The sequence below is a fragment of the Planococcus maitriensis genome, assembly GCF_003289925.1.
Lineage (GTDB): Bacteria > Bacillota > Bacilli > Bacillales_A > Planococcaceae > Planococcus > Planococcus maitriensis.
Map to the genome: position 1 here is coordinate 50,456 of NZ_QLZQ01000010.1, position 14,757 is coordinate 65,212.

15 protein-coding genes, 1 rRNA gene and 1 other annotated feature are annotated in these 14,757 nt (G+C 48.7%); all 16 genes read right to left on the bottom strand.

Features of this window, described 5'->3' with window-relative positions:
* Nucleotides 1-71: 71 nt before the first annotated feature.
* The 16 genes from DP119_RS15275 to rrf all read right to left on the bottom strand — a co-directional run bounded on the left by DP119_RS15275 (nucleotide 72) and on the right by rrf (nucleotide 14,638).
* The gene (locus tag DP119_RS15275) at nucleotides 72-581 is read right to left on the bottom strand and encodes an NYN domain-containing protein (RefSeq protein WP_112233942.1); all 510 of its coding nucleotides are present in this window, start codon (nucleotides 579-581) and stop codon (nucleotides 72-74) included.
* A 4-nt stretch (nucleotides 582-585) separates the two neighbouring features.
* Nucleotides 586-1,335, bottom strand: coding sequence for a 23S rRNA (guanosine(2251)-2'-O)-methyltransferase RlmB (gene rlmB / locus DP119_RS15280; RefSeq protein WP_112233943.1), 750 nt, complete (start codon nucleotides 1,333-1,335; stop codon nucleotides 586-588).
* Nucleotides 1,332-1,748 (bottom strand): Mini-ribonuclease 3, encoded by a 417-nt coding sequence (locus tag DP119_RS15285; protein ID WP_112233944.1) that lies wholly within the window; start codon nucleotides 1,746-1,748, stop codon nucleotides 1,332-1,334. The genes rlmB and DP119_RS15285 overlap by 4 nt, the downstream gene beginning before the upstream one ends.
* Before the next feature lie 5 nt (nucleotides 1,749-1,753).
* The gene (gene cysS / locus DP119_RS15290; protein WP_112233945.1) at nucleotides 1,754-3,151 is read right to left on the bottom strand and encodes a cysteine--tRNA ligase; all 1,398 of its coding nucleotides are present in this window, start codon (nucleotides 3,149-3,151) and stop codon (nucleotides 1,754-1,756) included.
* Nucleotides 3,148-3,822 (bottom strand): serine O-acetyltransferase EpsC, encoded by a 675-nt coding sequence (gene epsC, locus DP119_RS15295; protein ID WP_112233946.1) that lies wholly within the window; start codon nucleotides 3,820-3,822, stop codon nucleotides 3,148-3,150. The genes cysS and epsC overlap by 4 nt, the downstream gene beginning before the upstream one ends.
* Nucleotides 3,823-3,873: 51 nt before the next feature.
* Nucleotides 3,874-4,086 (bottom strand) — a binding site (T-box leader).
* 45 nt (nucleotides 4,087-4,131) lie between these two features.
* Nucleotides 4,132-5,595, bottom strand: coding sequence for a glutamate--tRNA ligase (gene gltX / locus DP119_RS15300; protein ID WP_112233947.1), 1,464 nt, complete (start codon nucleotides 5,593-5,595; stop codon nucleotides 4,132-4,134).
* Nucleotides 5,596-5,637: 42 nt separating this feature from the next.
* Entirely contained in the window at nucleotides 5,638-6,138 is a 501-nt protein-coding gene (gene ispF, locus DP119_RS15305; RefSeq protein WP_058382195.1) for a 2-C-methyl-D-erythritol 2,4-cyclodiphosphate synthase, read from the bottom strand.
* A 2-nt stretch (nucleotides 6,139-6,140) separates the two neighbouring features.
* On the bottom strand, nucleotides 6,141-6,830 hold the full coding sequence (gene ispD / locus DP119_RS15310; protein WP_112233948.1) for a 2-C-methyl-D-erythritol 4-phosphate cytidylyltransferase: 690 nt from the start codon (nucleotides 6,828-6,830) through the stop codon (nucleotides 6,141-6,143).
* 12 nt (nucleotides 6,831-6,842) lie between these two features.
* Nucleotides 6,843-7,943, bottom strand: coding sequence for a PIN/TRAM domain-containing protein (locus DP119_RS15315; protein ID WP_112233949.1), 1,101 nt, complete (start codon nucleotides 7,941-7,943; stop codon nucleotides 6,843-6,845).
* 102 nt (nucleotides 7,944-8,045) lie between these two features.
* Nucleotides 8,046-9,428: a DNA repair protein RadA gene (gene radA / locus DP119_RS15320; protein ID WP_058382198.1), complete on the bottom strand. Its 1,383-nt coding sequence runs from the start codon at nucleotides 9,426-9,428 to the stop codon at nucleotides 8,046-8,048.
* A 59-nt stretch (nucleotides 9,429-9,487) separates the two neighbouring features.
* Complete coding sequence (locus tag DP119_RS15325; RefSeq protein WP_112233950.1) at nucleotides 9,488-11,932, bottom strand: ATP-dependent Clp protease ATP-binding subunit; 2,445 nt, start codon at nucleotides 11,930-11,932, stop codon at nucleotides 9,488-9,490.
* On the bottom strand, nucleotides 11,929-13,020 hold the full coding sequence (locus tag DP119_RS15330; RefSeq protein ID WP_112233951.1) for a protein-arginine kinase McsB: 1,092 nt from the start codon (nucleotides 13,018-13,020) through the stop codon (nucleotides 11,929-11,931). The genes DP119_RS15325 and DP119_RS15330 overlap by 4 nt, the downstream gene beginning before the upstream one ends.
* Nucleotides 13,010-13,543, bottom strand: a complete 534-nt coding sequence (locus DP119_RS15335) for a UvrB/UvrC motif-containing protein (protein WP_112233952.1) — start codon at nucleotides 13,541-13,543, stop codon at nucleotides 13,010-13,012. Before DP119_RS15335 ends, DP119_RS15330 begins: the two co-directional genes overlap by 11 nt.
* Nucleotides 13,540-14,025: a CtsR family transcriptional regulator gene (locus tag DP119_RS15340; RefSeq protein ID WP_112233953.1), complete on the bottom strand. Its 486-nt coding sequence runs from the start codon at nucleotides 14,023-14,025 to the stop codon at nucleotides 13,540-13,542. The genes DP119_RS15335 and DP119_RS15340 overlap by 4 nt, the downstream gene beginning before the upstream one ends.
* 140 nt (nucleotides 14,026-14,165) lie before the next feature.
* Entirely contained in the window at nucleotides 14,166-14,411 is a 246-nt protein-coding gene (locus tag DP119_RS15345; protein ID WP_112233954.1) for a hypothetical protein, read from the bottom strand.
* Nucleotides 14,412-14,522: 111 nt separating this feature from the next.
* Nucleotides 14,523-14,638: ribosomal RNA gene (gene rrf, locus DP119_RS15350) — 5S ribosomal RNA — on the bottom strand.
* Nucleotides 14,639-14,757: the final 119 nt, after the last annotated feature.

Below are 14,757 nucleotides of genomic sequence, written 5' to 3' on the forward strand. Positions count from 1 at the left end.
GGGTGATCCCTCCGATTGGGTGAGCCTCGATATTTCCAGTATACAGGAAGAAAAATTTGAGCGTCAACAGTTCATTTGAGGCCTCTCCGCCATTTTTCGAAAATTTCTGCCACTTCTCCTTTAAGGGGAATCTTCGATATGGAGCGCTGCTCTTGGATTTCCAGCACTTTCTGGGCGATGCGCTGATCGATTTCTTCCATTTCGATTTCCAGCTCGCGCGCGGAAATCCGCAGAGCCCCTTTCGCAAAAATTACCCATTGTTCGGTTGAATCGGATGTGGCGACGTAAATTTGGTCGCGCCGGCTATTCAGGCTGATCGCCAGTTTTTCGATCCGTTCATCGGCCGTCTCGCTTGAGCGGGTGAAGATGACTTCCACCTCACTGTGCAAGTTCTTCGCTTCGATGCCCGGCACCAGATGGGCATCGAACACAATGATGACGCGCCAACCTTTGAACCCTTGATATTCGGCCATCCGTTCGATCAGCCGGTCGCGCGCGTCTGCCAGGCGTTCTTTCTTCAGCGCTTTCAGTTCTGCCCAATCGCCAATGATGTTATAACCATCCACCAGCAGGATATTCATGGTATCACCCGAGTGGATGGCGCTTGCGGTAGACTTCGTACATCAACAGGCTCGCCGCCACCGACGCGTTCAAGGAGGTCACATGCCCGACCATCGGCAATTGATAAAGGAAGTCGCATTTGTCGCGCAGGATGCGGCTCATGCCTTTGCCTTCGCTGCCGATGATGACGGCAAGCGGCAAGGTCGCATCCATGCGCCGATAGTCCACCGATTCTTTAGCATCGGTTCCTGCAATCCACACGCCGCGCTTTTTCAATTCATCGACGGTCTGCGACAAATTATTGACGCGTACAACCGGCACGTGTTCAATCGCCCCTGTCGATGATTTCGCGACGACGCCGGTCAAACCGACTGCACGGCGCTGCGGGATGATCAAGCCGTGGGCGCCGACTGCATCCGCTGTGCGCATGATCGACCCGAGATTATGCGGGTCTTCCAGTTCATCCAGGATGAGGAAGAATGGATCTTCCTGCTTGTCTTGGGCTTTTGAAAACAACTCTTCCAGTTCTGCGTAGCGGTATGCCGCGACTGCCGCGGCGATTCCTTGGTGATTCGTGTCGGTCAACCCGTCGATTTTCTTTTTCGGCACGAACTGCACCAGCACTTTCTGATCTTTCGCCAATTGCAGAAGTTCTGCAATGCCTTTTTTCTGGACGCCTTCCGCGATCCAGATTTTATTGATGTCGCGCTTGGCGCGCAATGCTTCCAGCACCGGATTTTTGCCTCCGATGATTTCAGGCGTTTCCTCTGTCATTTGACCACTCCTCTCGGCTCTTCGGCAATGGTGATCGCGTAATTGATCAATTCATCCAGCCGCTCCTGCTCTTCTTTTAAATATAGCCAGCCAAGCACCGCTTCAAAAGCTGTACTGAAATTATAGGTCTGGACATCTGTATTCCTTGGCACTGAACCGGATTTCGCATTGCGGCCCCGGCGCATGACGGCAAGTTCCGCATCGGTCAGGACGCCTTCATCGACAAAGCGCTTCAAGATCAGTGCTTGGGACTTGGCTGACACGAACGCCGTCGACGACCGGTGAAGGATATTCGGCTTGACGCGGCCCGCATGGAGCAAGTGTGCACGCACTGCCGTCTCGTACACCGCATCGCCCATATAAGCAAGTGCCAAGGCATTCAATTGATCAACGTCTTGTTTTCTTAACGCCATCCGCCTTAGCCTCTCTTCCAGCGCGTGCCTTGCGCCGTATCTTCCAAAATGATGTTCTGTTCTCTCAAGTGGTCACGGATTTCATCCGATCTTGCGAAATCACGGTTTTTGCGTGCTTCGATGCGCTCTTCCAACAACGCTTCGATTTCCGCATCCAAAAGCTCTGATTGTGCGAATGGCAAGCCAAGAACTCCCGCCAACTCATCGAACACATCGATGAAGGTTTGAAGAACCGGTTCAGCCGTCTGTTTCTCGAGCAAGTAGGTATTCGCGAGTTTCGACAAGTCGAACAGCTTCGAAATGGCATTCGCCGTATTGAAGTCGTCGTCCATCGTTTCGATGAACTCCTGCTTGATCGCTTCGATTTTCGCCAGCCAAATATCGTTATGGTCGCCAAGCCCGGCTGAATGCTCCAAACGGTGTTTGACATTGCCATAAGCCGTACGGATCCGCTCCATCCCTGCTTGCGCATCTTCTACCAATCCTTTGGAATAATTGATTGGATGGCGGTAATGGACCGACAGCATGAAGAGGCGCAGCACTTGCGGGTCGAGTTCTTTCAATATGTCATTGACGAGCACGAAGTTATTCAATGACTTGGACATTTTCTCGTTTTCAATATTAATATACCCGTTATGCATCCAATAACGCGCAAACGGCTTGCCTGTATAGGCTTCCGATTGGGCGATTTCATTTTCATGGTGCGGGAAGGTCAGATCCTGCCCCCCGGCATGGATGTCGATTGTATCGCCAAGATGTTCTCTTGCCATCACCGAGCACTCAATATGCCAGCCCGGGCGTCCTTTGCCCCATGGGCTTTCCCAGGAAATTTCACCAGGTTTTGCCGATTTCCACAAAACGAAATCCAGGGCATCCTGTTTTTTATCCCCCGCTTCGATACGGGCGCCGATTTTCAATTCATCTACTGATTGGTGGGATAATTTACCATATCCATCGAATTTACGAGTATGATAATAAACATCGCCTTGCGATTCATATGCATAGCCTTTTTCGATGAGTGCTTCAATAAATTCTACGATTTGCGGCATATGCCCCGTGACGCGCGGATGCACATCCGCTTCTGCGCAGCCAAGTGCTTTCGTGTTATCGAAATAAGCCTTGATGAAGCGTTCCGCGATTTCCGGCACTTCCTCGCCGAGTTCATTTGCCGCTTTGATCAATTTATCGTCGACATCGGTGAAATTCGATACGTATTTCACGTCGTATCCGCGGTATTCCAAGTAACGGCGCACCGTATCATAAACGATGACCGGGCGCGCGTTGCCGATATGGATGTAGTTGTAGACAGTCGGGCCGCACACATACATTTTCACTTTGCCTTCTTCAAGCGGCACGAACGCTTCTTTTTGGCGCGTTAATGAATTAAAAATCTGGATACTCATAACAATTTCCCTTCTTCCTGCTGCTCGTTGTTTTGTTGTTTTAATTGTTCCACTTCGCGCTGCAAGGCAGCGATCTTCATTTCCATGCCATCACATTTATCCATGACCGGATCCGGCATATTCTGGTGATTCAAATCCGGTTTTTTCACTTTGACGCCGTCCTGGATGACGACTTTCCCCGGAATGCCCACGACCGTCGAGTTAGGCGGCACGTCTTTCAAGACGACAGATCCCGCTCCGACTTTGGAATTCTCACCGACAGTAATCGAGCCGAGCACCTTGGCCCCTGTTGCGACTAGCACGTTATCTGCGAGGGTCGGATGGCGTTTCCCGCGCTCCTTGCCGGTTCCCCCAAGCGTCACGCCTTGGTAAAGCGTCACATTATCCCCGATTTCACAAGTTTCCCCGACGACAACCCCCATACCGTGGTCGATGAACAACCGACGGCCGATGACGGCGCCTGGATGGATTTCAATCCCCGTGAAAAAACGGCTGATCTGGGAAATGGCACGCGCGATGAAAAACAATTTCTTCTTGAAGAAGAAATGCGCCAAACGGTGGGCCCAGATGGCATGCAATCCAGCGTAAGTCAGTACCACTTCAAAATAACTGCGGGCAGCAGGGTCTTGTTCAAAAATAACGTCAATATCTTCTTTCAATAATTTCCACATTCGGCATTCTCCTTTCTATTCCAATATAAAAAGCGCCCCTGTCAATTGCTTGACAGAGACGCTTTCCCGCGCGGTTCCACTCTGATTAAAAGGACATGTCCTTTTCTCTCGAAGCCTTTAACGCAGGCAAACGTCTGGTCTACTTGATTCGACTCAGCACTCGGGGAGGCATTTCAGGAGCGCAGCGGCACAGGTCACTTGCAGCCGGTGATGACCCTCTCTTTGGAGCATGCTCTCCTTACTTCTTCCCGTCAACGCTTTGCTAATTGGTAAATTCATTGTACACGCTTATGCGCATAAGTCAAAACTTTATGCCCCTGCGTATTGGCCGACGCGCGCAATCGCTTTTTCCTTGCCAAGCAGCGCGATCGCATCCGGCAATTCCGGGCCGTGTGTCTGCCCTGTCGTCACGACACGGATCGGCATGAAGAGGTTTTTGCCTTTATGGCCAGTCGCTTTTTGTACCGCTTTGATCGCGGACTTGATTTCAGCCGGTTCGAACGCATCTAAAGAGGCCAGCTGCTCTTTGAAAGCAGCCATGACTTCCGGTACCTGTTCGCCGCTCAAGACTTCTTTTTCGGCTTCGCCGTAATGAAGATCGTCCGTAAAGAACAGCTCGGACAACTCGACGATTTCTGCGCCGAAGCTCAATTGGTCGTGGTACAGGGCGATCAATTTCTCTGCCCACTGCGCTTGCTCTTCAGATAACTCCTCCGGCAGCTTGCCTGCTTTTTGAAGATGCGGCAACGCCAGCCCGACGACTTCTTCAAGCGACATTTGCTTGATGTATTGGTTGTTCATCCACGTCAATTTCTGTTTATCGAACATCGACGGTGATTTCGACAAACGCTCAGTGTCGAAAATGCGGATCAATTCTTCTTTCGAGAAAATCTCCTCTTCGCCTTCCGGGGACCAGCCGAGCAGCGCAAAGAAGTTAAACAGCGCTTCCGGGATATAACCGAGGTCTTTGTACTGGGAAATGAACTGGATGATCGACTCGTCACGCTTCGACAGCTTCTTGCGGTCTTCATTGACGATCAAGGTCATATGTCCGTAGGTTGGATGGTCCCAGCCAAATGAATCGTAGACCATTTGCTGTTTTGGCGTATTCGACAGATGCTCCTCCCCGCGGAACACATGCGTAATCTCCATCAAATGGTCATCGATGACCACTGCGAAGTTGTATGTCGGAATGCCGTTCGTCTTCACGACGACCCAATCGCCGACATCTTTTGATTCGAATGAAATCTCGCCGCGCACCATGTCATCGAATTTATACGTGACATCGGCAGGCACTTTCATGCGAAGGGAATAGGCCTCGCCAGCCGCTTCTTTGCCAGCGACTTCTTCAGCCGTCAAATTGCGGCAAGTCCCGCTGTACTGAGGTGCCGCAACACCAGAGGCACGCTGTGCTTCACGTTCTTTCTCGAGCGTATCGGGCGTGCAGAAGCATTTGTAGATATCGCCTTTTTCCAGTAGCTCATCGGCGTATTTTTTATAGACGTCCAAACGCTCCATCTGGCGATACGGGCCGTATTCCCCGCCCACATCAATCGACTCGTCGTGCTCGATGCCGAGCCATTTCAAATTATCAAGCTGGGACATGACGCCCGTTTCGATATTGCGTGCAGTATCCGTGTCTTCAATGCGGACGATGAATTTACCATCCATATGGCGAGCATACAAATAATTAAATAGCGCTGTGCGGGCGCCGCCGATATGTAAATGTCCGGTCGGGCTCGGTGCATAGCGTACGCGTACTTCTTGTGTCATTTGATTTCCTCCTAAAATTGCCTTAATCCTTTAGTTATTCTATCACTCCGGAACGTCCAGCGAAAGCGGGCGCTGATTCAAAAGGATGACCGCGAGCGCCGCGATGCCTTCTTCCCGTCCGGTAAAACCGAGATGTTCGGACGTCGTCGCTTTGACGTTCACTTGTGAAATATCAGCCTCCAAAAGTTCTGCAATCGACGCGCGCATTTGTTCGATATAAGGCGCAAGCTTCGGTTTTTGCGCAATGACCGTGCAATCGACATTGCCGAGTTCATAGCCCTGCTCTTTGACGTATTCCCAAATATGCGTCAGCAACTTCTTGGAATCGGCATCTTTAAATTCCGGGTCTGTATCCGGGAAATGCTTGCCGATATCTCCTCCGCCGATCGCGCCGAGTGCTGCGTCCGTGATCGTATGCAATAACACATCCGCATCCGAATGACCGAGAAGCCCGCGGTCGTGTTCGATTTCAACGCCGCCTAAAATAAACGGGCGTCCTTCTGCCAATTGATGCACATCGTACCCTTGTCCAATTCGTATCATCATTATTCCTCCTGTAATCGACTCGCAAGAATCGCTTTTCCATAAATCAAATCATCCGGTGTCGTCATCTTGACGTTCTCATACGTGCTTTCCACAATCTTTACCGGATGCCCCATGCGCTCAACGAGCATCGCCTCGTCCGTGCCGAGAAACCCGTCGTCTTTAGCCCGCTGCGCCGCTTCCATCAAGAGTTCATAACGGAATGCCTGAGGGGTCTGGATCATCCAGAGCCCCTCACGATCCACCGTTTCCGTAATGACGCCTTCGCGTGCTTTTTTGATCGTATCTTTCACCGGCACACCGGCAATCGCCGCACCGGATTCATGTGCCCGCTCCGCCAATTCGCGAATAACTTCAGGGCTGATGAACGGCCGCGCAGCATCATGCACGAGCACGATTTCTGGTTGCCCTGCCATTTCAAGGCCAGCACGGACGCTGTCTTGGCGCTCAGCACCGCCTGTCGCATAGCCCTTGACTTTCTTGATTCCATACCGTTCCACATACTGCTCGATCAGCTCGCGCTCATCTCCTTTGACTGCAAGCCATATGCCCTCACAATCCAGGTCCTGCTCAAATACTTCCAATGTGTAAATGAAGATCGGTTTGCCCGAGAGCTCGAGCAATAATTTATTGCGGTCGGCTTTCATCCGTTTCCCGCTGCCAGCAGCAGGCAATACGACTGTATATTTCATGACAGACATCCTTTATTTTTTTGATCCGTTCTTCTTTACAGCCATCCCCTTGGGTTTGGCAAAAATCATCCGTCCTGCAGAAGTCTGCAACACGCTTGTCACTACGACATCAATCGCCTCGCCGATATGGCCTTTGCCTTCTTCGATGACAATCATCGTGCCGTCATCCAGATATGCGACCCCTTGATTTTGCTCTTTTCCGTCTTTAATGACGACCACATGCATCTCCTCGCCCGGTATGACGACCGGTTTTACCGCATTGGCAAGGTCATTGATATTCAACACCGGCACATTATGGAGCTCACACACTTTATTCAAATTAAAATCATTTGTCACGACTTTCCCGCCCATTTTCTGGGCTGCACGCATCAGCTTCATATCGACTTCAGCCGCATCGCCGAAATCCTCTTCCGTGATCATGATCGCCCCTACGCGCTCTGTCTGCAGGCGCTTCAGGATATCGAGCCCCCGTCTGCCGCGTGTGCGCTTCAACGTATCGGACGAATCCGCGATGTGCTGAAGCTCGGCAATGACGAATTGCGGCACGACGAACGTTCCTTCCATAAATCCGGTCTCTGAAATATCCGCAATCCGCCCATCGATGATGACGCTCGTATCGAGCAATTTATAAACCGATTTTTCCACCGGTTCATCTTCCGGCTTTTTTCCATTGGAAAGCTTGGCAGGCGCAAGCATCCCCGTCAGCTCATCGCGCTTTTGGAAACCGACCTGGAATCCCAGATAACCGAGCACAACGGAAAGAATGATCGGCGCCACTGTAGCAACTAGCGGCACATCAATGGTATTCAAGGCAAATCCGATCAAAAAGGCAACCACCAAGCCGATAATCATCCCAAGCGTGCCAAACAGCAAATCCGCTGTCGGGGCATGGAGCAGTTTGCCTTCCATCCATTTCATGAAATGGACAATCGAATCGACGAACAATAATGACAATACATAAAAAATCGCAGCACCAATAATTGCAGCGACGTACGGGTTGTTGATCCATGGATTATTAGAGATAGAAATAAGTTCAAAAGCATATGGCAAAAACAAAATTCCGACCGTAGCGCCTATTAATAAAAACAATAGCTGAATGATTTTCCGAAGCATCTATTCCACCTCCTTCTCTTGATATTATACACCTTTTATTTATGAAACTCTCTGCATAACCTTACCCTGCCGATAATAGAAAAAAAGAGGCATTGCTGCCCCTTATTGTTGCGGGAATAATTCCTTCAGCGCCTCGTTTATAGTTTCAACGCCAACGACGCGGATTCCTTCCGGAAAATCCCAACCGCCCATATTAGATTTCGGAATGATAGCACGCTTAAAGCCCAGTTTTGCCGCTTCCTGCACGCGCTGTTCAATGCGCGACACACGGCGCACCTCCCCGGTCAGGCCCACTTCCCCAATAATGCAATCATCCACTTTCGGCGCAATGTCCCGGAAACTCGAGACAATGCTTGCGAGCACTGCAAGATCGATCGCCGGTTCATCCAGCTTCACGCCGCCTGCCACTTTAATGTACGCATCTTGCGACTGCAGCATCAAGCCGACACGCTTCTCAAGCACCGCCATCAACAAGGATACCCGGTTTTGGTCAATCCCAGTCGCCATCCGCTTCGGATAATTAAAACTCGACGGCGTCACGAGCGCCTGGATCTCCACCAGTATCGGCCGTGTTCCTTCCATGGAAGCGACAACCGTAGATCCCGCTGTGCCGCTTGAACGTTCCTGCAAAAACAGCTCGGAGGGATTCAATACTTCCTTTAACCCGCCTTGCAGCATTTCAAAAATCGCAATTTCGTTCGTCGAACCGAAGCGGTTTTTAACACTGCGCAAAATGCGGTATGTGTGATGCCGTTCCCCTTCAAAATAAAGCACTGTATCGACCATATGCTCCAAAATACGAGGGCCGGCAATCTGGCCTTCTTTCGTCACGTGGCCGACCAGGAAAATCGCGATGTTTTTCGTTTTCGCCACCCGCATCAATTCCGCCGTGCTTTCACGCACTTGCGTCACGCTGCCGGGCGCAGACGTCACTTCCGGATGATAGACCGTCTGAATCGAATCGACAATAACGAAATCCGGCTCTACTTCCTCAATCGTATGATGAATCAGCTCCAAATTGGTTTCCGCAAAAATCAATAAGTCTCCCGAAACCGCATCCAGGCGCTCTGCCCGCATTTTTGTCTGGCGAATCGATTCCTCCCCTGAAATATACAACACTTTCTTGCCAGCTTTCGCAAGAAGCGCTGATACTTGCAACAGCAAAGTCGATTTCCCGATGCCTGGGTCGCCCCCGATCAAAACAAGGGAACCGGAAACAATCCCGCCGCCGAGCACGCGGTTCAATTCTTCCATTTCCGTTTTCGTCCTTGGCTCTTCTTTCGTTTCGATCGAATTGATCGGTGTCGCTTTTTGGGCAATTTGCGGCGCACTATGCTGGAAGGCGCCCCTTGTGCCTTTCGGTGCTGCCACTTCCGTTTCTTCTGTCATCGTATTCCATGCTGCACAACCTGGACATTTCCCCATCCATTTTGCAGATTCATAACCGCAGGATTGGCAGATGAATTTTATTTTTTTCTTCGCCATAGTTACCTCCTATATATAGAAAAAACCCGCCGGAGACATATCCGGCGGGCGGGATATCGTTACGATTTCTCTACGGCCCCTTCATTCGTGCGGACAATGAATTCATCGCCCTGTACATCGAAGATGATTTTTTGCCCGGCAATTGCTGTACCTTTCAACAACTCTTCAGACAAACGGTCTTCGACATGTTTTTGAAGTGAGCGGCGCAAAGGACGTGCTCCGTATTCCGGATCATACCCCTCTTTGGCAATTTTATCAAGCGCTGCCTCTGTCAGCTCCAGATCGATGTCCTGTTCTTTCAGGCGGTCAGTCAATTGCTGCGTCATCAGCTCGACAATCTTGCGCAAATCGTTCTTTTCAAGCGAATGGAAGACAATCATATCATCGACACGGTTCAAGAATTCAGGACGGAACGCTTTCTTCAATTCCGCGAGCATCTTGCCCTTCATGTCTTTATAATCCGTCTTCGAATCTTCCAAGTTAAAGCCAACATACTTATTGTATTTCAATTCCTGTGCACCGACGTTCGATGTCATAATGATTACCGTATTACGGAAATCGACGCGACGCCCTTTGGAATCCGTCAAATGCCCGTCTTCAAGTACTTGCAAGAGGATATTGAAGACTTCAGGGTGGGCTTTCTCGATTTCATCGAGCAAGACAACTGAATACGGCTTTCTGCGGACTTTCTCTGTCAATTGGCCGCCTTCTTCATAACCGACATAGCCTGGAGGCGAACCGACAAGACGTGAAGTCGTATGGCGTTCCATATACTCGGACATATCGATGCGAATCATCGCATCTTCATCGCCGAACATCGACTCAGCCAAGGCTTTCGCAAGCTCGGTTTTACCGACGCCTGTTGGCCCTAGGAAAATGAACGAGCCAATCGGACGCTTCGGATCTTTCAACCCGGCACGCGCACGGCGAATCGCTTTCGAAATCGAAGTCACCGCTTCATCCTGGCCGATCACTCGACTATGGAGGATCTGCTCCAAATTAAGCAATTTATCGGATTCTGTCTGCGCCAATCTCGATACCGGCACGCCTGTCCACATAGAGACGACTTTCGCGATATCTTCGACTGTCACTTCAGACTCTTCTTTGCCTTGTTTTTCTTTCCATTCTTTCTTCGTCTGGTCGAGCTCATCTTTCAGCTTTTGCTCAGCATCGCGAAGAGAAGCCGCTTTTTCGAATTCCTGGCTCTGTACCGCTTCATTCTTTTCAGAACGCGCAGCCTCAAGACGGGCTTCAAGCTCCTTCAAATCCGGTGGAGTCGTATACGAACGCAAACGTACTTTCGATCCAGCCTCATCGATCAAATCGATCGCTTTATCCGGCAAGAAACGGTCGGAAATATAACGGTCAGACATTTTCGCTGCCGCAACAATCGCTTCATCGGTAATTTTTACACGGTGATGCGCTTCGTAACGGTCGCGCAAGCCTTTAATGATCTCGATTGATTCCTCAACCGTTGGCTCATCCACTTGAATCGGTTGGAAACGGCGTTCAAGCGCTGCATCTTTTTCGATGTACTTGCGGTACTCGTCCAATGTTGTCGCACCGATGCACTGCAATTCGCCGCGTGCAAGCGATGGTTTCAAAATGTTCGAAGCATCAATCGCGCCTTCAGCCCCGCCAGCCCCGATCAATGTATGAAGCTCATCAATGAAGAGAATGACATTGCCCGCTTGGCGTATTTCATCCATCACTTTTTTCAAGCGGTCTTCAAACTCACCGCGGTATTTCGTTCCGGCAACCACTGTACCCATATCAAGTACCATGACCCGCTTATCGCGAAGTGTTTCCGGAATTTCATTATTGACGATTTGCTGGGCAAGCCCTTCTGCAATCGCCGTTTTACCGACACCAGGCTCCCCGATCAATACCGGGTTGTTTTTCGTTCTACGGCTCAATACTTCAATCACACGCGTGATTTCATCACTGCGCCCAATCACCGGATCCAAGCTACCTTCACGTGCAACTTGCGTCAAGTCACGTGCCAAGCCGTCCAAAGTTGGTGTATTGGCAGAAGCATTCGGGCTCGTTCCAGTCGATGCTTGCTCGTTGCTGCCAAGTAGCTGCAATACTTGCTGGCGCGCTTTATTCAAGCTGACACCCGCGTTCCCAAGAACTCGTGCCGCCACGCCTTCGCCTTCACGAATTAAAGCGAGCAGTAAATGCTCGGTTCCGATATAAGAGTGGCCAAGCTTGCGGGATTCATCAACAGACAGCTCGATCACTTTTTTAGCCCTCGGCGTATAATGAACAATCGGGCCCACATCTTTTTCTCCGACGCCGACCAGTTCTTTGACGCCGTCTTCAATCAATTGTGTATTCACTTCAATGGCTTCAAGTGCTTTCGCAGCGATTCCGCCGCCTTCTCGAATCAAACCAAGCAAAATATGCTCAGTTCCGATTGATTCGTGCTTCATGCGGATTGCCTCTTCTTGAGCTAATTGAAGAACTTTTTGTGCGCGTTGTGTAAATCGGTTGAACATCATGCAAAATCCTCTCCTTTTGTATTTATCCCGTTATCAGCTAACCTCTCCCGGAACAATTCCGCCCGGGCAAGGTCCCGTTCCTTTGCTTCCAATGGCCGTCCTGCATACTGCTGTAAAAACGCAGGCTGCATAAAGACCATCAATTCATTCAGTATCGACATGTCCACATCGGTAATTAAATGAAGGTCGATGCCAAGTCTAACATCTGACAAACAAGTAGCGGCTTCTTCCGTATTCAACAAGCGGGCGTGGGTCAGGACACCTAATGACCGATACACCCTATCTTCGAGGAGCAGCGGAGAATTCGCATTCAACGCTTCCCTTGCTCTTCGTTCCTGTTCAATAATCTGCTCGGTCATGTTCTGCAAATCCTGAAAAATCTCATACTCCGATTTCCCTAATGTTACCTGATTGGAGATCTGATACACATTGCCAAGCGCCTCACTGCCTTCCCCGTAAATCCCCCTAACAACCATTCCCAGACGGGATATAGCTGGAATGATTCGGTTGATTTGGTGGGACATAGTCAAAGCAGGCAAATGAAGCATGACAGAAGCACGCATTCCTGTACCTGTATTTGTAGGGCAACTCGTCAAATAACCAAATTTCTCATGAAAAGCATAAGAAAGATGTTCTTCCAAAAGCGAATCCATTTTATTCGCTATGTCATACGCTTCCTGAAGATGAAAGCCTGACTGCAGGCTTTGAATCCGCATATGATCCTCTTCATTAACCATGACACTAAGCTCTTCTTCGTCTGACAATAACACAGCGCTCGAATGCTGGCTATTCGCTAAATACGGGCTGATTAAATGCTTTTCAACCAATACCTCACGCTGCAGATCATTTAAATCCTCTATATTGATATGGGTAAATCCATATCCTAACTCTTTTCCTTTATCCAATAAGACAGAGGAAATGGCTTTATCGACTTTCAATGCTTCATCTTCGGAAAACGCATAAGGAAATTTAAACTCTTCTAAGTTCCGTGCCAGCCGAATTCTTGTACTCATCGCTATATCAACGTGTTCACCGTTATTAGCCATCCAACTGCTCGCCCGTGGTTGAAGGAAACGGTCAATCGCCAACGTCCCCACCTCCTTCAAGCTTTTCATTCAAGACCTTCACTTGATCCCGCAACCTTGCAGCTTCTTCAAAGTTCTCGCCTTGTATTGCAGTTTGCATTTGTTTTCGTAATTCTTCAATTTCTTTTTTAATTTTCAACGTTGTACCATAAGATGCAGGAATCTTCCCTGTATGTTCCGTGTTTCCGTTTTGCACTCGTTTTAAAATCTCAACTAACTGAGGTGAGAAAGTACTATAACACTTAGCACAGCCAAACTTGCCAAGACTCAAGAATTTTTGAAAAGTAAACCCGCAGAACGGGCATGTCGGAACTTCTTTTCTTATAGGACTCACAGCGGCTTGCTGCTTCGGAAACCAATTAGCTAATAAATTATGGATCGCCATTGGATCTTGATCAAAAGAAAAATTAATACTATGGTTTTCTGCTGCACAGACATGGCATAAATGTTTTTCTGTTACATGTCCTTGCTGATTTTGCTTAACAATAACTGTGGCTGGACGTTCGCCGCATTGTTCACAAATCACTTGACCACTCCTTGCCCATTCGACTCATATTGAATAGTAAACAGCATCGCTGCTAGAATCCGCGCTCTTACTTCATCTCTGACTGGAAGAGGCAGCCCTAGAGTAGAGCGATCAATCGCACTCAAAATCAATTTAGCTTCACGTTTTGATATGACTTCTTCACTTAAAAGTCTCCATACAATATCTTCCGCCATAGTTTGCGAAGCGCCACTTTCCAGCCGATTAATAATTTGAGCAATTAAATCTGATTTCTTATGAAGGCGTATTTTCCTGATACGAATATATCCGCCCCCGCCCCGCTTACTTTCAACTGAGTATCCACGATCCAATGTAAATCTAGTGTTTATTACGTAATTAATTTGAGATGGAACACATTGAAATTTCTCAGCAACTTCACTTCGTTTAATTTCAATATGGTCCTTATCGCTTATTTCGATAATCTCTTTTAAATAACCTTCTATTATGTCTGAAATATTCCGCATCGCTTTCACCTCTTTAGCACTCTAATGCGCTAATGATTGACTTTGACTATATTTGACTTAATTATACATAAGCGTTTTGCGGATATCAAATACTTAGTTTGAGACAAAAAAAGTCTCGGGTAGACTGATCCCGAGACCTCTCATTCTTGGTCCATCATCCGTTTCATGAAGTCTTTAGTATGGCTAGACACCGAACGGGTTTTTTCTTCGACATACTTGGTTCTCCAGCGTGTACCCTCTTGCCAAACTTCTACTACATCTCCATTATTAACATCATGGGTAAAACCTTCAATAGGATAAGTATATTGTTCAGCAGAGTCCTTTAATGAAACTAATAATGCAGTTCTTTTATCAACAGTTTTCACTTTATATAAACCAGCCCTCATATATCTTCACCTCACTTCTTTTTTCCCTTTATAATACTTTTTCAATCCTTTTTTTAATTTTTAACACAAAAAAGCCGCTACCGGAATGAACCGGTAACGGCTTTTCGACTTGCCCAGCGACGTCCTACTCTCACAGGGGGAAACCCCCAACTACCATCGGCGCAAAAGAGCTTAACTTCCGTGTTCGGGATGGGAACGGGTGTGGCCTCTTTGCCATCATCACTGGACTCTTGAGCTTGTTCGCTCAAAACTGGATAAATCGACATTGTGGGAAACTTGCGTTTCAGTTTGTTGGTTAAGTCCTCGATCGATTAGTATTCGTCAGCTGCACGTGTCGCCACGCTTC